Consider the following 20,616-nt stretch of genomic DNA (forward strand, 5'->3'; position numbering starts at 1 on the left):
GTGTGATAATAGAAATAAATATAGTAACCGAATGAGAATTTATAAAACACTAATGAATAAAACATTCATTTATCTGCTAATAGCAGTATTGGCAGCTTGCAAAAGTACTCCTTACTCTGATGAAACTACTAAAAGTGACCTTCGTGCGCCTGCTTATCCGTTATTAACTTTGCATCCGCATGTGAAACTTTGGTCTATGACGGATGAACTGAACAAACAGAATATGACTTTTGGCGGCAGCACACAACTTCCTTTTGTTGGCTTCTTACGGGTAGACGGTGCTATGTACCGTTTTATGGGTAGTAAAGAACTGCCGATGCAAGCTATCGCTCCGATGGCGCTTGACCATGAAAAGTGGGAAGGAAAGTTCACTTCATTAGTTCCTGATGAAGGATGGGAGCAACCGGATTTTGATGACAAGTACTGGCAATTGTCAGAAGGGGCATTTGGCACGCCTGGCATGTGGGAAGCAAGAACACAATGGACTTCTTCTAATATTTGGGTACGAAGAGAGGTTGAAGTTGATCCGTATCTTCTGGAGCATAAAAAGATTTATTTGCGCTATTCTCATGACGATGTATTTCAATTGTACATCAATGGGAAGCAATTGGTGAATACCGGATATGACTGGGGAGCAAACTTTAAAGTGGAAGTCCCGGACTCAATTCTGCAAACAATGAAAAGTGGAAAAGCGTTGATTGCCGCTCATTGTGAGAATCGTGTGGGAGGAGGATTGGTAGACTTCGGACTCTTTGCCGAGGAACCGACTATGCCGGTGGAAAAGGTAGCCCCCATCTCTTATGAAAAAGAGTGGACGGGAAGATATACTATGGAGCAACCTCAGGAAAATTGGGAAGCCAAAGAGTTTGACGATACAACATGGACAGAAGGACAGGCGGCCTTCGGCACGGATGATCAACGAAATGTGCATACTCCCTGGTTCTCACCTAATATATGGGTGAGGCGCGAACTGACATTCGACCCGGCGTTGGTGAAAAACAAGCAACTGTATTTACGCTATTCCCATGATGATGTATTTCAATTGTATGTGAATGGAATGCAACTGGTCAGCACGGGATATGAGTGGAAAAGTGATCTCAGAGTAAATATCCCGGATTCTATTGCAGAAACTATGAAAGATGGGAAAGCCGTGATTGCCGCTCATTGTGAGAATCGTATGGGAGGTGCATTGGTTGACTTCGGACTATATGCAGAATTGAGGGAAGCTGAACAAACGTCTGTCGATGTGCAAGCAACCCAAACACATTATACCTTCGAATGTGGAGATGTAGAACTGAAACTTAGCTTTACCGCTCCTTATCTGTTGGACGATCTGGAGACACTTGCCCGTCCGGTCAATTATATCTCTTATCAGGCTAAAGCATTGGATGGCAAAGAACATGATGTTGCTGTTTATTTTGAAATAGACCCGCACAAGGCATTTCGTGCCGGACAATCTACACAAATATATGAAAAGGATGGACTGGCTCTGATGAAGACCGGACAGGAAAATCAGAAATTATGGGTGGATAAAGAGAAAGATGGACGGTCATGGGGATATTTCTATCTGGGAACAAAGGATGACGTGACCTGTGCACAGGGGGATGCAGCCGAAATGAGGGCATACTTTATGAAAGAGGGAGATCTGAAACAAATGAGAAAGTCTGCCGAGAAACGCTATGCTGCATTTGCACAGAAGCTGGATATGAACAGCGATTTCCCGCAACATCTCACTGCAGCCTTTGACGGACTGTATACAATGGCTTATTTCGGCGAGGACTTAAGACCTTATTGGAATAAAGACGGAAAATCAAGCATAGAAGATTTGTATGCAGATGCAGAGAAAGATTATAAAGAAGTGATGGCAAAATGTTATGCTTTTGACCGTCAATTGATGGCGGATGCTTACCTTGCCGGAGGAAAAGAATATGCTGAACTCTGTGCTTTGGCTTATCGTCAGTCTGTATCCGCTTTCCAGATGTCTGAAGATTCGGATGGAGAATTGCTTTATTTTACTCCGCAGGTAGGTCCGGTGGATGAATATTATCCGGCTTCACCACTATATCTTCGCTACAATCCCGATTTGGTAAAAGCGATGCTTAATCCGTTCTTTTATTATAGTGAAAGCGGGAAATGGGGAAAGCCATTTCCTCCGCATGATTTAGGAGGATATCCTATCGTAAACGGGCAGACGATAGGTGGTGATATGCCTGTAGAAGAAGCAGGAAACGGATTGATAATGACTGCTGCTATTGCTAAAATGGAAAAGAATGCTTCGTATGCAGAAAAGCATTGGAAGACATTGACTCAATGGGCTGAGTATTTATTGGAAAACGGCACGGATACCGGTGATCAGCTTACTACAGATAATTTTGCAGGGAACTGCCCTCATCATGCTAATTTATCCGCCAAAGGTGTTTTGGGTATTGCAGCGTATGCACGTCTGGCAGAAATGCTGAATAAGAAAGAAGAAGCGGAGAAGTATATGAATGCTGCCGGTGAGATGGCTAAAGAATGGGAAATGGCTGCTTATGCGGGTGACCATTACCGACTGGCTTTTGACCAACCGGATAGTTGGGGGATGAAGTATAATCTGGTGTGGGACAGGCTGCTTGGCTTGAATCTTTTCCCGGAGAGAGTTATTCAGAAAGAGACGGATTTCTATCTTACTAAGATGAATGAGTTTGGATGTCCGTTGGATAGCAGACATAGTTATACGAAAGTGGATTGGACAGTATGGACTGCTTCGTTGAGTGCTGACCGTATGCAATTCCGTAAGCTTATGTTGCCGCTTCATAAGTTTATGAATGAGACTACAGATCGCACACCAATGGCTGATTTGATAAATACGGATGGGAAAACTATAGTAGGATTTACGGGGCGTACTGTAGTAGGTGCCTATTTTATCAGGTTGTTGGAAAAGGAATAATTAGAATCTTAATGTCTTTTAGAAGGTATATTCGGAGCAATATGATATAGTTGATTTATTATTTTAAATAAAAACATTATGAATATGAAAGGTTTATTTTATTTAGTTGTTACTATGGTAGTAATAATTGCATGTACAAATGAAGAGTTTGATGCTAATTCAGAAGTTAAGAAGGAAGAAGTTAAAACAAAGATTGCATCATTAGCTGAAAAATATGATGTAAACGTCGATTTCTTTGAGATTAATCCTTCAGAAAAGACTGAAAATGAGATGTCATTAGAAGAAATTGAAGAATTGTTTCGTGATATAAAACAACTTAGAGAACACCCTGTTGAATTAAAGATGTATAAGGATAAAGAAGAAAATGGCTGTATGTTTTATTCTACTAAAGAGCAGAAACCTAGTGTGCCGCTTGCTAAAACACGTAGTGAAATTTATTCATTCAGTGATTGGATTTGGAATCTTACATGGTTTAGTGTAACTTTGATCGAAGATAACAAAAATGTAACAGTAATGACAGATATAACAGGATTATCAGTTTATACGTATTCTCAATCTTATGCGAGTGGCTATGTATCAGGAAATGCTATATCATTTAATAGTACGGGGAAAATTAAGGCAACTATAACTCAGGTTGTTGGCTTTAAACTTTCTTATGTTATTAATTCTTCAGGGACATACGATAAGAGTGCGGGAAAGGGAAGTGTTACAGTTTCTGCATATTAATGATTATTGAGAATAAAAATTATGATTATGCCTCCAATGTTTTTTGAAATTGTTTATGTTCTGATTTTGTTGATTGGGATATTGGTCGTGTTGAAAAGTCATCAACTTACTAAACCATATAAATATTTATGGGTCATTTTGGTTTTGTTATTTAATCTGTTAGGCATAATTGCCTTTTTGATATGGAAACAGTATCTTAACAAAATGAGCAATAGTGGATCGCATGGAAATGTCTGATTTGATATATAATATGAATCGGGTAAACTTTTTTCTCTATGCTCTTTGTAAATCCGGGATGGATTGAATAGACCATTGAAACTGGTTGTTTTTCTTTGATTTAGCCACCGTTATTATGATGGTGGCTAAATTTCTTATCTTAGATAAAGATACAGGAGGTGCCCCTTTTTTCATAAATGCCATTGTCGTTTCTGTCTATAACCATAAAACATACTTGAAATCGGAAGTTTTTAGGGGTATACCCCTAAAAACTTCCGATTAATTATTTATATTTGTGTCTATAACCCTAAAAACTTCAGTTGTATGATTAATCGTGAACTTTATATGGAGCAAATCACTCCTTTTATTGATAAGCCATTTGTGAAAGTTATCACTGGTATTCGTCGCTGTGGCAAGTCGGTCGTGTTGCGTTTAATTCGTGAGGAACTTTTACGAAGAGGAGTATCTGAGGATTATATTATTTATATGAACTTTGAAAGTTTCGAGTGGATAGACATGAAGGAGGCGAAGGCGTTATACGCTCATATTCGGGAAGCTACGAAAGCCTCGGGAAAATATTATATTCTCTTGGATGAGATTCAGGAAGTTACAGATTGGGAAAAGGCAGTGAATGCCTTTTTGGTTGACTTGGATGTAGATATTTATGTGACAGGTTCTAATTCACGTTTACTATCTTCCGAGTTTTCGACTTATTTGGCAGGAAGATACGTTGCCTTTCACATTATGACTTTATCCTTTAGAGAATATCTATTATTTCATGATCTCCCGCTGACAATTTCTGTATCCGACCGTAAAACGGAGTTTCTGAAATATCTTCGTATGGGAGGATTTCCGGCTATTCATACGGCAAACTATGATTATAATGCTATCTACAAAATAGTGTATGATATTTATTCTTCTGTCATTCTTCGTGATACCGTGCAGAGGCATAGCATTCGTAACGTAGAAATGCTTGAAAGAGTGGTGAAGTTTGTTTTTGATAATATTGGGAATAAACTAAATGCGAAAAATATTGCCGACTATTTCAAAAGTCAGCAACGGAAAGTAGATATCAATACGATTTATAATTATCTCAATGCTTTAGATAGTGCTTTTGTCATTCAACGTATACCACGTTATGACATCAAGGGCAAAGAGATTCTGCAAACCAATGAAAAGTATTTTGTAAGTGATCTTTCATTAATTTATTCTGTGATGGGATATCGGGACCGCTTAATAGGGGGAATGCTCGAAAATTTGGTTTGCATGGAGTTGAAACGCCGCGGATACGAAGTATATGTAGGTAAACAGGATGAAAAAGAAGTTGATTTTGTAGCCATTAGGCGTGAAGAGAAAATATATGTGCAGGTTACTTATCAACTTGGCTTGCAAGCAACCATCGATCGTGAGTTTGCCCCTTTACTGGCAATTGATGATCATTATCCTAAATATGTGGTTAGTATGGATGATCTATGGCAAGATAATATTGAAGGGGTTAAGCATCGGCATATAGCCGATTTTCTACTTGATGAGTGGTAAAGACGGACTAAAGCTTTAGTCCGTCTAACAAATCTAAATAAATCCCGATAGCCTCTTCTATCTCTTTCAGCATAATATACTCTTCGGCTGTATGTGAACGTGAAGAGCGTCCCGGACCGATCTTTACCGACGCAAAGGACATCAATGCCTGATCTGACAAAGTCGGGGAACCGAAAGGTATGCGTCCCATCTTCACCGCTTTCTGTACGAACGGATGTTTCTCATCAATTCGTGAAGAGTTGAGGCGGAACGAGCGGGCTTTCGCATCGCAGGCTATATGCTTTCTGATCTCTGCAAATAAATCTTCGTTGGAGTAAAGTTCGTTGCTTCGGATATCAACAACAAATGTACATTTATCGGGAACTACATTGTGCTGAGTGCCTGCATTGATGACCGTAACGCTCATTTTTACCGGTCCGAGTAAAGGTGATTCTTTCTCGAAACGATAATCACGGAACCAGGCGATATCGTTCAATACCTTATAAATGGCATTATCTCCTTCATCGCGTGCGGCATGTCCGGCTTTTCCCGTAGCAGTTACATCCAGTACCATCAACCCCTTTTCGGCAATGGCAGGTTGCATCTCCGTAGGTTCGCCTACGATAGCGAATGAAACAGGGGGTAACCCCGGTAATACACTTTCAATTCCCTCCTTACCCGAAACTTCTTCTTCGCAGGAAGCCAGATAGATGAGATTGTAATTTTGAGAAGTGCGACATAGTTGCAGGAACACCTGTAAGAGCGAAACAACACTGGCTCCGGCGTCGTTACTGCCCAATCCGTATAATTTACCGTTTTCCTCGCGGGGTGTGAAAGGGTCTTTGCGCCAGCCATTTACGGGTTTTACCGTGTCGATATGAGAATTGAGCAGGATTGTCGGCTTTTTAAGGTCGAACATAGGACTGAGGCACCAAACATTGTTTCCCTTGCGTCCGGTCTGCATCCCTTCGGCTTCGATATAATTTTGCAGGAAATCAGCGGCTTGCGTCTCTTCCCGACTGATGGACGGAATGCTGATTAGTGATTTCAACAGGCTTACAGCTTCGGCTGTCATGGTTGGAATATCGTATTTCATATACAAACTTGTTAATTTAGAGCTTAATATTTGCACAAAGATACTCGTTTTGCGCAATAGTTTCAAATAAAACTAATACCTTTGTACCATATTTATCAATACAAAGAGTATGACTTATCATCATTTATCTGTCTTGGTCCACCGTCAGGCTGAAAAGTATGGCGACAGGGTAGCATTGAGATACCGCGACTATGAGACAGCACAATGGATTCCGATTACCTGGAATCAATTCTCCGGAACTGTACGACAGGCTGCTAATGCTTTCGTTGCGCTAGGAGTGGAGGAACAAGAGAATATCGGTATTTTTTCACAGAATAAACCTGAATGGTTCTATGTCGATTTCGGCGCATTTGCCAATCGTGGGGTTACTATTCCGTTCTATGCAACGAGTTCACCCGCACAGGCACAATACATTATCAACGATGCGCAAATCCGTTATCTTTTTGTAGGCGAACAGTATCAGTATGATTCTGCATTCAGCATCTTCGGCTTTTGTTCCTCGTTACAACAACTGATTATTTTCGATCGTTCGGTAGTAAAAGACCCGCGTGATGTCTCTTCCATCTATTTTGATGAGTTTATGGCAATGGGCGAAGGATTGCCGCATAATGAGGTGGTGGAAGAACGTACCGCACGTGCTTCTTACGATGATCTGGCTAACATCCTTTATACTTCCGGTACGACGGGAGAGCCGAAGGGAGTAATGTTGCATCATTCGTGCTATCTGGAGCAGTTCCATACGCATGACGAGCGTCTGACGACAATGACCGACAAGGACGTTTCTATGAACTTCCTTCCGTTGACACACGTATTCGAGAAGGCATGGTGCTATCTTTGTATTCATAAAGGAGTACAGATCTGCATCAATCTTCGTCCGGCAGATATCCAGACAACCATTAAAGAAATTCGTCCGACACTGATGTGCAGCGTACCCCGTTTCTGGGAAAAGGTATATGCCGGTGTACAGGAGAAGATCAATGAAACGACAGGATTGAAGAAGGCGCTGATGCTGGATGCCATCAAAGTCGGCAGAATCCATAATCTGGATTATCTTCGGTTGGGAAAGACCCCTCCGGTGATGAATCAACTGAAATATAAGTTCTACGAGAAGACTATTTATTCTTTGCTGAAGAAGACGATCGGTATTGAGAATGGAAATTTCTTTCCGACAGCCGGTGCAGCCGTGCCCGATGAAATCAATGAATTTGTTCATTCGGTAGGAATCAACATGGTGGTCGGCTATGGACTGACAGAATCTACGGCTACGGTATCATGTACTTTGCCGGTAGGTTATGATATCGGTTCGGTAGGTGTGGTATTGCCGGGACTGGAAGTGAAGATAGGCGAAGACAATGAAATCCTGCTCCGTGGAAAAAGTATAACCAAAGGATATTATAAAAAGGCGGAAGCTACTGCCGCTGCTATCGATGCTGACGGCTGGTTCCATACAGGCGATGCAGGTTATTTCAAGAATGGGCAGTTATTCCTGACAGAGCGCATTAAGGATTTGTTTAAGACGTCGAATGGTAAATATATTGCTCCGCAAGCATTGGAAACCAAACTGGTGATAGATCGTTATATTGACCAGATCGCTATTATCGCAGATCAGCGGAAGTTTGTTTCTGCCTTGATCGTTCCGGTGTACGGGTTTGTCAAGGACTATGCGAAGGAGAAAGGAATCGAATACAAAGATATGGCCGAACTGTTGCAGCACCCAAAGATTGTCGGTCTGTTCCGTGCACGGATAGAGACCTTGCAACAGCAATTTGCGCATTATGAACAGATCAAACGCTTCACATTACTTCCTGAACCTTTCAGCATGGAGCGTGGAGAATTGACTAATACATTGAAGTTGAAACGCTCAGTGGTTTCTGAAAACTACAAAGAACTGATTGAGAAGATGTACGAAGAATAAGGCTTTTCTCGGTCTGGCCTGATGATAAACGATAAACGGTGAACAAGCTGCATATTTGGCAAGCTGTTCACCGTTTGTTCTTTGTGTATCAATTGGCTATGTATCTGCTATTTTATAGAGAACACTATACTTTAGTAACCGAAGATTTGTTCCTGAGTGAGTTCCTCGATAGGGCCTACTGCTTTCAGCTTATTCATATCGAGGTCTTTCTTGTCTCCCAAGATGCAATACACATACGTGCGTCCTTTCACCCATTCCTTTTGGAAATCAACGATATCTTTCAATGTCATAGTCTGCACGTCATTATAGAGTTTGATGCGCGGATCTACGCTTTGTCCCAAATCCTGTGCATTGATATAAGTCCAGATAATATCGCTTTTGATGATGCGGTCGGTACGCATGCGGTTGATTAATCCTTCTTTTGCCAATTTGAAGGCTGCTTCGGATTCTGGCATATTGTTGATAATATCGTTGAACGTATTGACGGCATCAATCATCTTGTCATTTTGAGTTGCAATCTGGGTACGTATCGTATATGGATACTTCAGATAGCTTGGCGGCATTATACCCGCCCATGCGGAATAAGCCAGTCCACGTGTTTCACACATTTCCTGGAAGACGATGGAGTTCATGCCTCCGCCGAAATATTCGTTATATAATTCGCGGGTAGGTTCTATAGCCGGATCGTATTTCTTATCAAGATTGGAAATTTGCGCCATATAGATCTGTTTGGCTTCATAAGGAGCTACCAGCACTTTGGTCGCCGGAGTTTCAAGATAAGAGTATTCGTTTCCTGCAGGAATATCTTTCAGAGTAGCCGGTACCTGGTGGTATTGTTCGATGGTAGCCAGCAGGTCTTTGCTGCTGCTAGGGCCATAATACAGGATACGATGTTTGTAGTTGTTCTGATTGTGAATCCGGTCAACCAGTTCCTGTGGATTCATGCTGGCGAGCTCTGCTTCCGTCAGTAAATTGGTGGCAGGAGACTTCGGGCCGTACATCGCATAATTCATCAGGCGGGAGAAGTTCTGTCCTTGATTCAGTTTGGCATCTGCACGGGCTTTCAGTATATCTCCGACCAGATTGTCGTAAGCTTCCTTGTTTACTTGTGCGTCTGCCAGTAACTTCTCGAATAGTTGCATGGCAGCCGGCATATTCTCATTCAGACCGGAAAGAACCACGTAGGTGCGTTCGTTGCCCGGAGAAACGTAGAAAGTACAGGCCAGACGATAGAACTCGCTTTTCAGTTCTTCCGGTGTCATGTCGGAAGTGCCCAGATATTCGAGGTAGTCGAAAGCTGTTCCCAAAGCCTTATCGTTGTTGTTACCCATATCGAATACGTAGATCAGCTGGAAGAGATCGTTGGTGACATTCTGCTTATAAAGTACCGGAATGTCGGATTTCGCTGTCAGCTGGCTCATATCTTTCTTGAAGTCGAGGAATACGGGTTCGACGGGCTTCACTGCACTCTCCTGTATGGAGGTAAGGAAAGGACTTGCCACATCCCGGTTGGATACGATGGGAGTAATCTCCGGTTTTGTCATCTTCTTCTCGTTCGGGTCCTTGCCTTGTTTCTTGTAGACAACGGCATAATTATCCTCCTTCAGATATTTATCGGCAAAGGCCACGATATCCTCTTTGGTCAGTTTAGCCATGCGGTCGATGGCGGTTACTTCGTCCTCCCAGTTTGTTCCGTTAATGAATGAGTTGACGAATATGTCGGCACGTCCTTCATTGCTTTCCATGCTTTGGAGCTCGTAGAGCTTGAAGTTGTTGATATTGGCTTGCAGCATCTTCTCATCGAACTCTCCGGCACGAAGTTTCTTTATTTCGTTCAGCAAGAGGTCTTTGACTTCTTCCAGCGTTTGTCCCTGTTTGGGAAGTCCGCCCAATATGAAGGCTGAGTAATCTGCCAGTCCCATCGGGTAACCGTAGCTGTTCAGCACCTTCTGCTGCTGGTTCAGATCAAGGTCGATGAGTCCTGCCTTTCCATTGTATAATACTTGCGAAACAACTTGCAGAACCTCGAAATCCTTGCTGGCCAATCCGGGGAATCTCCATGCCAGTGCAACGCTTTCCGCATCCGGACCTAATACCTCTTTAACTACCGGTGCGGTGATCGGATCTTCTTTCGGCAGATTCAGTTTGGGAAGTTCCGGATTCGGTTTCAAGCCGCCGAAGTATTTATCTATCAGGGCAATGGTTTCATCCGGGTCTAAATCTCCGGACATACAGATGGCCATATTATTGGGAACGTACCATTGTTTATAGTAATTCTTGATATTGGTGATGGAAGGGTTCTTCAGATTCTCCTGTGTACCCAATACGGTTTGTGTTCCATAAGGATGCTTGGGGAAGAGAGAGGAGAAGATCGCCTCCTGCACTTTGCTGTTGTCCCGGGTCAGAGACATATTTTTTTCTTCGTACACAGCTTCCAGTTCTGTATGGAAACCGCGGATGACATTATTCTCGAAGCGGTCTGCCTGAATCTTTGCCCAGTTCTCGATCTGGTTGGAGGGGATATCTTCCTGATAGACCGTCTGGTCATACCATGTGTAGGCGTTGCTGCCGGAGGAACCGATAGCTGCCATCAGCTTGTCATATTCGTTGGGGATGGCGTATTTGGATGCTTCGTAAGAGAGGCTGTCGATGGTGTGGTAGATCGCTTTGCGCTCTGCTTCGTCCGTCGTCTGGCGGTATATCTCAAATTGCTGTTCAATTTGGTCCAATAGCGGTTTTTCGGCAGCATAATCCTGTGTGCCATACTTGTCGGTACCTTTAAACATCAGGTGTTCAAAGTAGTGTGCCAGTCCGGTCGTTTCTGCCGGGTCGTTCTTTCCGCCCACCCGCACGGCGATGAATGTCTGAATGCGGGGAGTTTCCTTGTTTACGGTGAGGTAAACTTTTAATCCGTTGTCCAGTGTGTAGATGCGGGCTTTCAGCGGGTCATTGGGCACTGTCTCGTAGCTATACTTCTTTTGTGAGCTACAACTGCTCATCACTAATGCAAGGAAGAGCGATAAGCATGAAAGTTTCAGGAGTTTGTTCATATTGTGACAACATTTTAGTGACAGAAACAAAGGTAGCGGAATTTTTCTTACCTTTGCACCGAAAAGAGAAATTTGTAAATTGTAAATGATAAAATTGTAAATCACATGATTACTATTGAACAACTTAAAGACGTGAAAGAGCGCACTGATGCGCTGAGGAGGTATCTTTGACATCGACGGGAAAAAAATTCAAGTCGAAGAAGAGCAACTAAGAACGCAGGCGCCGGGATTCTGGGATGACCAGAAGAAAGCGGAAGCCCAGATGAAACTGGTGAAAGACCTGCAAAAGTGGATTGACGGCTATAATGAAGTCAAGACGCTGGCGGACGAACTGGAACTGTCGTTCGATTTTTATAAAGAGGAATTAGTGACTGAGGGAGATGTGGATGCGGCTTATGCGAAAGCCAGTGAAGCGGTAGAAGCACTCGAACTCAAGAATATGCTGCGTGATGAAGCCGACCAGATGGCCTGTGTGTTGAAAATCAACTCCGGTGCGGGTGGTACGGAAAGTCAGGACTGGGCATCTATGCTGATGCGTATGTATCTGCGCTATGCCGAAACGAACGGTTACAAGGCTACTATCGCCAACCTTCAGGAAGGGGATGAGGCAGGAATCAAAACCTGTACCATCAATATTGAAGGAGATTTCGCTTATGGTTATCTGAAAGGAGAGAACGGCGTTCACCGTCTGGTGCGTGTTTCTCCGTACAATGCGCAAGGCAAGCGCATGACATCTTTTGCTTCCGTGTTTGTCACTCCGTTGGTGGACGACAGTATCGAAGTGAATATTCTGCCTGCCTGCATTTCATGGGATACATTCCGAAGCGGCGGTGCCGGTGGTCAGAACGTAAATAAGGTGGAATCCGGCGTTCGTCTGCGTTATCAGTACAAAGACCCTTATACGGGAGAAGAAGAGGAAATCCTTATCGAGAATACCGAGACTCGTGACCAGCCGAAGAACCGTGAGAATGCAATGCGCCAGTTGCGCTCTATCTTATACGATAAAGAATTGCAGCACCGCATGGCAGAACAGGCGAAAGTGGAAGCCGGTAAGAAGAAAATCGAATGGGGATCGCAGATTCGCAGCTATGTATTCGATGACCGCCGCGTGAAAGACCATCGTACCAACTATCAGACTTCGGATGTGAACGGAGTGATGGATGGTAAAATCGAGGAATTCATCAAAGCCTATCTGATGGAATTTTCATCGCAGGAATCATAAAAACAAAAATTAGCGAGTGTTATTTTTGGAAAGTTAAAAGATTTGTTTTTACTTTGTTAGCGTTGAACTTTAAAGCTAACATTATGGGTAAAAGTAAGAGAAAAGTAGCACATAGTAAGAAAGAGGAGGAGCAGGCCCAGCGGGTAGTCAAGATAGTATTTGTTTCACTCATTATTTTGGCACTGATTATGCTGATCGCATATTCCTTTTTCGGCTGATTGATTCACCACAGGTTACACAGTTTTGCATGGACGGGGACACGTTGATTTTCGACGGTGAATATCCATGCTGACGAGGGTAGTCCGTGGTGAATTCTTTTTTGTAACCCCTTTGTCATCCGTGTAACAACATTGTAATCTTTCTGTAATTCTACCGTATCTCTTTTGTAATCTCTCCGTATCTTGCTCATTGTACCTTTGCCGCGAATTAAGTAGCAAACAACTGAATGAGTAGAATTACAACAACCGTCGCCCTGCTTTTGATGGCGACAGCAGCCTGCGGACAGGCTAAAGAAGATGCCGGGGATGGCAAACAGCTGGATAAGCAGACCATGGAACTGAAAGATTATTTGCCTGAAATTCATGGGACAATCCGGGGAAAATATGAGTTCCAGACAGAAACCAACGAAAGCCGTTTTGAAGTGCGGAATGCCCGCTTCAGTGTTTCGGGAAATGTACATCCGATTGTTGCCTATAAAGCGGAGATCGATTTGTCCGACGAGGGTTCCATCAAGATGCTTGATGCGTATGCCCGTGTATTTCCTGTCAAGGACCTGAATTTTACGATTGGTCAGATGCGTGTACCTTTCACGATTGACGCCCATCGTTCTCCCCATCAGCAGTATTTTGCCAATCGTTCGTTTATAGCCAAGCAGGTGGGCAATGTGCGTGATGTCGGCTTCACCGGTTGTTATACACAAAAAGAAGGTCTTCCTTTTGTCCTTGAAGGTGGATTGTTTAACGGCTCCGGTCTGACTAATCAGAAGGAATGGCATAAGACCTTGAATTATTCGATAAAAGCACAGTTGCTGCCTAATAAAAATTGGAATCTCACTTTGAGCACTCAAATGATAAAGCCGGAACATACCCGTATTAATATGTATGATGCCGGCATCTACTATCAGAATAATCGTTTTCATATCGAAGCGGAGTATTTATATAAAATGTATGGACACGAAGCGTTTAAGGACGTTCATGCGGTCAATAGCTTTGTGAATTATGATTTGCCGTTGAAAAAAGTATTCAATAAGATTTCTTTTCTGGCCCGTTATGATATGATGACTGACCACAGTAATGGGCTGGCGGACAGTGAGACAGGTGTTTTGAAGATAAACGACTATGCCCGTCATCGTGTGACAGGCGGCATCACGCTGAGCCTTTCCAAAGCCTTTATTGCTGATCTTCGTCTCAACTTTGAGAAGTATTTCTATCAGAAGTCCGGAGTTCCCAAAGAGTCGGAGCGTGATAAAATCGTTATTGAGTTTATGACGAGATTTTGATTTTTAATTATCTTTGTGCTATGGCACAAGAAATAGAACGTAAATTTTTAGTTTCCGGTGATTTTAAATCCTTTGCATTTGCGCAGAGCCGGATTATGCAGGGATATATTTGCAGCGCCCGTGGTCGGACGGTGCGGGTTCGTATTCGTGACGATAAAGGTTATCTCACTATCAAAGGTGCTTCCAACGAATCGGGTACCAGTCGCTATGAGTGGGAAAAGGAACTTCCCTTGTCCGAAGCGGAAGAACTGATGAAACTTTGCGAACCGGGAATGATTGATAAGACCCGTTATCTGGTACGTAGTGGCAATCATATCTTCGAGGTTGACGAGTTCTACGGTGAGAATGAAGGACTTATTGTAGCTGAAGTAGAGCTGGGCACAGAAGATGAGGCGTTTGTCAAGCCCGGGTTTATTGGCGAAGAAGTGACCGGGGATGTACGCTACTATAACTCTCACCTGATGAAAAAACCGTATAAAATGTGGTGAATGTTAACAAATAAGCTGTATATTTGTTCTTAGTACTAAAAGAGCAGTATATGGAACAGTTGTACAATTATCTACCGAGGGAACTGATAACTTTCGTTCTGGTTACTTTATTTTCTTTACTTATCGGACTGTCGCAACGACGGATCAGTCTGAAGCGTGAAGGGGAAACAACTCTCTTCGGGACTGACCGTACATTTACTTTCATTGGTATTCTAGGCTATTTGCTTTATATACTCGATCCTACGGATATGCGTCTGTTTATGGGTGGTGGCGCTGTACTCGGTTTATTGCTGGGCTTGAACTATTACGTCAAGCAGTCTCAATTCCATGTCTTTGGTGTAACGACCATTATTATTGCGCTGATTACTTATTGTCTGGCTCCTATTGTGTCTACCCAGCCTTCCTGGTTTTATGTGATGGTGATTGTGACGGTGCTTTTATTGACAGAGCTTAAACACACCTTTACGGAGTTTGCCCAGCGGATGAAGAACGATGAGATGATTACGCTGGCAAAGTTCTTGGCTATCAGTGGTATCATATTGCCTATGTTACCGCACAAGAACCTGATTCCGGATATTAATCTCACTCCTTATTCTATTTGGCTGGCGACGGTTGTTGTCTCCGGTATCTCATATTTGTCTTACTTGCTGAAACGCTATGTGTTTCATGAATCGGGAGTATTGGTTTCCGGCATTATCGGTGGATTGTATAGTAGTACTGCCACAATTTCGGTATTGGCCCGTAAAAGCAGAAAGGCTTCCGAGCAGGAGGCGAACGAATATGTAGCTGCTATGCTGCTTGCGGTCAGCATGATGTTTCTGCGTTTTATGATATTGATTCTGATCTTTAGCAGGGAGATATTTACATCTATCTATCCTTATCTTTTGATTATGTCTGTGGTAGCTGCCGTTGTTGCGTGGTTTATCCATTCCCGTCATCGACGCTCCAAGGATATGGCCGATGAGTCGGAAGATGAGGACAGCAGTAACCCGCTCGAATTTAAAGTTGCTCTGATTTTTGCCACTCTCTTCGTTGTGTTTACAGTGCTGACACACTATACTTTGGTTTATGCGGGTACAGGCGGATTGAATCTGCTTTCTTTTGTATCCGGACTTAGTGACATTACTCCTTTTATCTTGAACCTTTTGCAGAATACAGGGAGCGTAGCTGTACTGGTTGTTGTGGCTTGCAGTATGCAGGCTATTATCAGTAATATTCTGGTGAATATGTTTTATGCTTTGTTTTTTGCAGGGAAAGGTAGTAAGTTACGTCCCTGGATTTTGGGAGGATTCGGGACGGTGATCGGGGTAAATCTTGTGTTGCTTCTGTTCTTCTATTTGTAGAAAAGGGGGGGAGCATACTTTTTGTTGCCGAATACATTCAATGGAACTGGCTTATATTTTGTTTTTTTGAATAAAGAAGCTATCTTTGTATTTAGATATAATAGTATCTGAATAGTGCTATTTTTAAATTAATTGAATACAATTGTATGTCTTTACTTTATAATTTTGATGTAGAGAGACCCGAAGAGTTGCTGGCAATTCTGGCTCAGAATCTGCAGAAACGCAGACTTGAGAAAGGACTTTCCCGAGAAGCTCTTACCGAACTTAGCGGAGTTCCGACGCCTACTATTGCCAAGTTTGAACAAAAGCATACTATTTCATTGGCATCCTATGTAGCATTAGCAAAAGCACTGGGTTACTCTAAAGCTATCAAGGAACTTTTATCTGAACCGCTGTTTAGTACAATGGAGGAGTTGGAAATGATTAATAAGAATAAAAACAGAAAGAAGGGGCGTAATGAAATCAGTAAATAAACTGATAGTAACCTATCATAATAGAAATGTTGGAACTCTCAGTATGACACCTGATAATCGGCTATGTGCATTTCAGTATGAGAAAAAAAGGAAGTAAAGAATCTTTTCTTTGATAAATGCAAGAAAAGATTCTTCGACAAGTTTAGGATGGGGATATTCAGTAAATGTCTCTAAAAAATAAGATGGCATATGAAGATGATAGGGCATGACCATTTCATATGCCATTCTTATTGTCATTTTTCCGTGCTTTCTCACATAATTCTATCCGATAGGACATGACGTTCCGGAAGAAGTCTGATGACCTCTTCTGATTCTGTGAGTAAAATCATATCATGCTGCTTTAGCTGCTTTGTTTCTGATTTTTTCTATCATCAGTATGGCATTTGCCGTATGTATTCCAAAGAAAATCCACAGTATTTCCGTCTTCCTGTTTCTGGCCTTTATCCTTGAGAGCGAGTAATGTTGCTTTTGAGTGCCGAAGCTTCCTTCAAGCCGTGTTGCCCTTTCTTTTGAGAGTTCGCTTCTAAGCACCTTCCTCAAAGGCTCATCTTTGGCCGCCCTTCCCTTGCGCACAAAGGATGTGGATATCCCATATTTTGTACAGAACTTTCTGTTGGCATTATTGGCATATATGGAATCGGCAGCCACACATCTTACCCTTACATTCATAAGCTTCTGCTGCATACGGATACAGTCCTTCAAGCGTATACCCTCATTGAATGCCTTGAACGAGAGGTGTTCGATGAACGATATGCCGTCTATCTGTATATTATTGACCTTTGCACCGAACTCGACGGACTTGGTTTCCTTGCCTCTGACGATGGGACGTACATAATGACGGTCAATGCTGACGATGCGGTCACTGACTTTCCGCCCTTCAAACATTTCCTTTTCTTGTACAAGCACCTTTCTGATGATGGAAAGACGCTTATGATAATCCTGGGTATATCGGAGTAAAGCACCGTACTCGCTATGGATCCCATCCCTTTGACTGAGGAGCTTTTCAAGAAGCTTGATCATACGGCGCTTAAGCATTCTTGTCCTTGAAGCTCTCCTCTTTCTTTTCTTGCAGTAGGACAGATAGGATTCCGCCACATTCCTGTATTTGTTGCGCGGACGCCTTATGCCCAGCTCCCTGCAATGCCGGCATATATGCCTGTAGAGCCATTCGAGGCTTTCCCAAAGGAGTTTCATGTCCGTAGGAAAACGCATGTGGCTTTCATAGCATGTGGCATCGGTCATGCAGACGTGAAGGTTATCAAGATAAGGTTTCCAGTGTGAAGCCAGGAGCTCCTGGAAAGAATCAATGTCAAGGCGGGATGCTATCTCATTACGGATGGCACTGACTATCTTGAAGTTGGTTATCGGAAGGGACGGGGGAATCATAATTCCACAGAAAATCTGGTAGTGTATGTTCCCGTTCAGATGTTCCACCAGTTGCCTGTCGGAGAATCCGGTGTATGCCTTCAGGACCATAAGGGCGATCTTTGCGGAAGGACTGAATCTGTTCCTGCGTCCCAGGCGCCGGTCCGACAGGCCTGCGGCTTTTGCCATACATTCAAACGGAAAGACCGAATGAAGCTTGCCAAGCTCACTCTCATTAAAACTCTTGCGGTATTTTTCCAGAATATCAAATTCTGTAAAACCCAAAGTAGGGTGAATTTCTGAAACATTCACTATCTTTGCCATATCTTATTAGTTTGGATATTTCCCCCGTTTTGGCCGTCAAACCTTATTTTCGGGGGAATACCTAAAGATACAAAAAAGCCAACTAATTCGCAATACTTTGTGTATGAATTAGTTGGCTGATTTTGTAGTATTTAATGAATGTCCCTAGGATGACAGAGCAAGATGATAGGAAACAGTGTCCTTTCGGACAATCTCATGATTACTCTCCTGTATGGTTATAATCCCCAATCACTCTTATTGTAACTTCGTTCTACTTCATTTTCAATCTTATCGGGAAGATTATGGAAGAAGTCGATTCCTGTTTTTTCTTCCAGTTCATCTATTGAAAGAGCATATGCCGCATAACTACTGTTACTGTATGATTTATGCTCAAACCAAAAGCCTATTGCTTTATATTGACCATTTTTTAGTGATAAAATAGCCATATAGAAATATTTGGGAACTGGAATAGTATTATTTGCTTTAAGGTATTTGATAATATTATTATTGTCAATAGTCCCCCCTTTTGCTACATAAAGGGTGTCTTGATCATTGGTGATTTTTCCCCATGACTGTACTTTACCTTCCAGGCTTGCCCATATGCCACCATTGAATCCGTTTTGTATTTGTGGATTCATGTTAGACATATAAAAGGTTTGTTTATTGGCAGCTACAGAATATTGCCTATCTGACGAAGCTGCAAGGTGCCCTCTGCTATACCCCGAACCTGTATAATCACCGTCGTGTGTTCGATATTGTGATGGAATACTAGGGTCATCACTGAAGTCTCCTGCACGACCTACATTATTATCAGGCGTTGAAGTATTGAAAGTAAAAGCTACCCAACGTGAGCTTTTTTGAGTACAATCATATTCAAAACTGTAGGTTATTACTTCTTTTCCATTATATTGTGTAGTATGGGTAATGAATAAATTGGAATTACCTCCTTTTAGCTTTGGAATCTCAATTCTTCCTGCATATCCCGATGGATTAGGATCCGGATCAGGCTCTTCACCATTTCCTCCTTTTTGGGTGATCGTTATATTTTCACTCTTTCCATTAGATGTTACGGTGATAACAGTATAACGTTCATCATCATCATTAGCGGATACAGAACAGATGGTAGAGGCATTCCCGTTTCCCTCTTTGTTATTTATTGTGCACCAACTATCCTGACTAGATGCAGTCCACTTACCGTCTGTCTTTATTTGTAGAAAGAAACTGCCTCCCTTTGCGGAAACTTCATTGTTTTTAAGGTCTGTACTAACACTTAATCCGCCAATATTATCTGTTGGATCATTGTTGTCGCTACCACACGCTGCAAACAGGGTAGGGAGTAGTACTAATAGTAAGGTTTGGATGAATTTATATTTCATAAGTTAACTGTTCGTTAGTCTTTTATCTCTTTGATTAAATATATGATGGTCGGCAGGTGGTCGCTATACCCATTAAGCCATACCCCCCCGGCATGTGTTCTTTTGGGATATCCTTTGTACTTTCCTTCTTTTTGGAACATATAATCTCTTCTGAAGATTTCGTTTCTGTAATATTTCAGTGTACTTCTATCATTACCTAATAAATTTCCTGTAAATACGATCTGATCAAACAGATTCCATTTACCATCATACATTAAAGTACCGTTACCTTTCTTTAAAGTGTCCCACCAGGGATTATATAAATCATGTTCCTTTGTATCTTGAGCTTTGCGTTTTGCTCCTAATGCAACAGCCATACTCTTGTCCATTGGATCATCATTCATATCTCCCATGATAATGACCTTTGCATTTGAATCCTCATTTAATAAAGAATCTTTTAAGGCTCGGACTTGTTCTCCTGCTCTTTCCCGAGCGGGTGATGCGGCTGCACGTGAAGGCCAGTGATTTACGATAAAGTGCACCTTTTCACCGGCAAGTGTACCGCTGGCAATAAGGAAACCACGGGTTTTATAGGTAGTATCATTATTCTCATAAATATATGGAGCGAGTTTACTGGCAGTGAGATGAAAGAATTTCGGATTGTAGAAAAATGCGCAGTCTACGCCGCGACGGTCCGGACCTTCATAATGAACAATTTCGTATCCTCTGTCAGATAAAGCAGGTTGTTTGAGCAGGTCTTCCAATACTCTTCTGTTTTCAACTTCCGACATACCGATAATAGTTGGTCCTAATGGTAATTTGTCTGTCGATAGCTGACTTAATATTTCAGACATGTTTTTTAGCTTCGCTTCATATTTCATGGAGTTCCACTTATTTTTACCATTTGGTAAATATTCAAAGTCGTTTTTGCCCGCGTCATGAATTGTATCGAACAGATTCTCAAGGTTATAAAACGCTACGCTGTAAAGAGCATACTTTTTCTCCTGTGAATAGCTTGTTATCGAAATAAACAGTAACAGGCCCCATACCGTTAAAAACTTTTTCATTATTTATCTATAAATTAGGTTTCTGAATATTACATTGGTTTGACAAATATCT

The 20,616-nt window shown here is 42.2% G+C and carries 14 protein-coding genes; 9 read left to right on the forward strand and 5 right to left on the reverse strand.

Features of this window, described 5'->3' with window-relative positions:
• The first annotated feature begins 31 nt into the window (after positions 1-31).
• The 3 genes from BT_RS17900 to BT_RS17915 all read left to right on the forward strand — a co-directional run bounded on the left by BT_RS17900 (position 32) and on the right by BT_RS17915 (position 5,410).
• The gene (locus tag BT_RS17900) at positions 32-2,929 is read left to right on the forward strand and encodes a glutaminase domain-containing protein (RefSeq protein ID WP_011108875.1); all 2,898 of its coding nucleotides are present in this window, start codon (positions 32-34) and stop codon (positions 2,927-2,929) included.
• Positions 2,930-3,013: 84 nt separating this feature from the next.
• On the forward strand, positions 3,014-3,655 hold the full coding sequence (locus BT_RS17905; RefSeq protein WP_011108876.1) for a hypothetical protein: 642 nt from the start codon (positions 3,014-3,016) through the stop codon (positions 3,653-3,655).
• Between the two features lie 540 nt (positions 3,656-4,195).
• Entirely contained in the window at positions 4,196-5,410 is a 1,215-nt protein-coding gene (locus BT_RS17915; protein ID WP_011108877.1) for an ATP-binding protein, read from the forward strand.
• A 7-nt stretch (positions 5,411-5,417) separates the two neighbouring features.
• On the opposite strand, the gene BT_RS17920 is transcribed toward BT_RS17915, so the two are convergent.
• Positions 5,418-6,485, reverse strand: a complete 1,068-nt coding sequence (locus BT_RS17920; protein WP_008767146.1) for a M20 family metallo-hydrolase — start codon at positions 6,483-6,485, stop codon at positions 5,418-5,420.
• Positions 6,486-6,594: 109 nt separating this feature from the next.
• Here BT_RS17920 and BT_RS17925 point away from each other — a divergent pair, with 109 nt between their 5' ends.
• Entirely contained in the window at positions 6,595-8,400 is a 1,806-nt protein-coding gene (locus tag BT_RS17925; RefSeq protein WP_008762502.1) for an AMP-dependent synthetase/ligase, read from the forward strand.
• Positions 8,401-8,531: 131 nt separating this feature from the next.
• Here the strand turns inward: BT_RS17925 and BT_RS17930 are convergent, their stop codons facing one another.
• Positions 8,532-11,450: a M16 family metallopeptidase gene (locus BT_RS17930; RefSeq protein WP_162303123.1), complete on the reverse strand. Its 2,919-nt coding sequence runs from the start codon at positions 11,448-11,450 to the stop codon at positions 8,532-8,534.
• 105 nt (positions 11,451-11,555) lie between these two features.
• Here BT_RS17930 and prfB point away from each other — a divergent pair.
• The 5 genes from prfB (at position 11,556) to BT_RS17955 (ending at position 16,474) form a co-directional block, all read left to right on the forward strand.
• Positions 11,556-12,672, forward strand: a protein-coding gene (gene prfB, locus BT_RS17935; protein WP_161800204.1) for a peptide chain release factor 2 whose coding sequence is annotated in 2 segments (ribosomal slippage) — positions 11,556-11,618 and positions 11,620-12,672 — 1,116 coding nt in all. Because the reading frame shifts where the segments join, the coding sequence is not laid out codon by codon here.
• A gap of 445 nt (positions 12,673-13,117) precedes the next feature.
• Entirely contained in the window at positions 13,118-14,170 is a 1,053-nt protein-coding gene (locus BT_RS17940; RefSeq protein ID WP_011108880.1) for a porin, read from the forward strand.
• 20 nt (positions 14,171-14,190) lie between these two features.
• Positions 14,191-14,658: a CYTH domain-containing protein gene (locus tag BT_RS17945; protein WP_011108881.1), complete on the forward strand. Its 468-nt coding sequence runs from the start codon at positions 14,191-14,193 to the stop codon at positions 14,656-14,658.
• A gap of 50 nt (positions 14,659-14,708) precedes the next feature.
• Entirely contained in the window at positions 14,709-16,001 is a 1,293-nt protein-coding gene (locus tag BT_RS17950) for an MgtC/SapB family protein (protein ID WP_008767135.1), read from the forward strand.
• A 146-nt stretch (positions 16,002-16,147) separates the two neighbouring features.
• Positions 16,148-16,474, forward strand: a complete 327-nt coding sequence (locus BT_RS17955) for a helix-turn-helix domain-containing protein (protein WP_008767134.1) — start codon at positions 16,148-16,150, stop codon at positions 16,472-16,474.
• Between the two features lie 330 nt (positions 16,475-16,804).
• On the opposite strand, the gene BT_RS17960 is transcribed toward BT_RS17955, so the two are convergent.
• From BT_RS17960 to BT_RS17970, 3 genes are all read right to left on the reverse strand, one after another.
• Positions 16,805-18,163 (reverse strand): transposase, encoded by a 1,359-nt coding sequence (locus BT_RS17960; RefSeq protein WP_011108882.1) that lies wholly within the window; start codon positions 18,161-18,163, stop codon positions 16,805-16,807.
• 215 nt (positions 18,164-18,378) lie between these two features.
• On the reverse strand, positions 18,379-19,518 hold the full coding sequence (locus BT_RS17965) for a DNA/RNA non-specific endonuclease (RefSeq protein WP_008767133.1): 1,140 nt from the start codon (positions 19,516-19,518) through the stop codon (positions 18,379-18,381).
• A 14-nt stretch (positions 19,519-19,532) separates the two neighbouring features.
• Positions 19,533-20,564, reverse strand: a complete 1,032-nt coding sequence (locus tag BT_RS17970; protein WP_008767132.1) for an endonuclease/exonuclease/phosphatase family protein — start codon at positions 20,562-20,564, stop codon at positions 19,533-19,535.
• Between the last annotated feature and the right edge of the window lie 52 nt (positions 20,565-20,616).

The sequence above is a fragment of the Bacteroides thetaiotaomicron VPI-5482 genome (assembly GCF_000011065.1).
Classification (GTDB): Bacteria; Bacteroidota; Bacteroidia; order Bacteroidales; family Bacteroidaceae; genus Bacteroides; species Bacteroides thetaiotaomicron.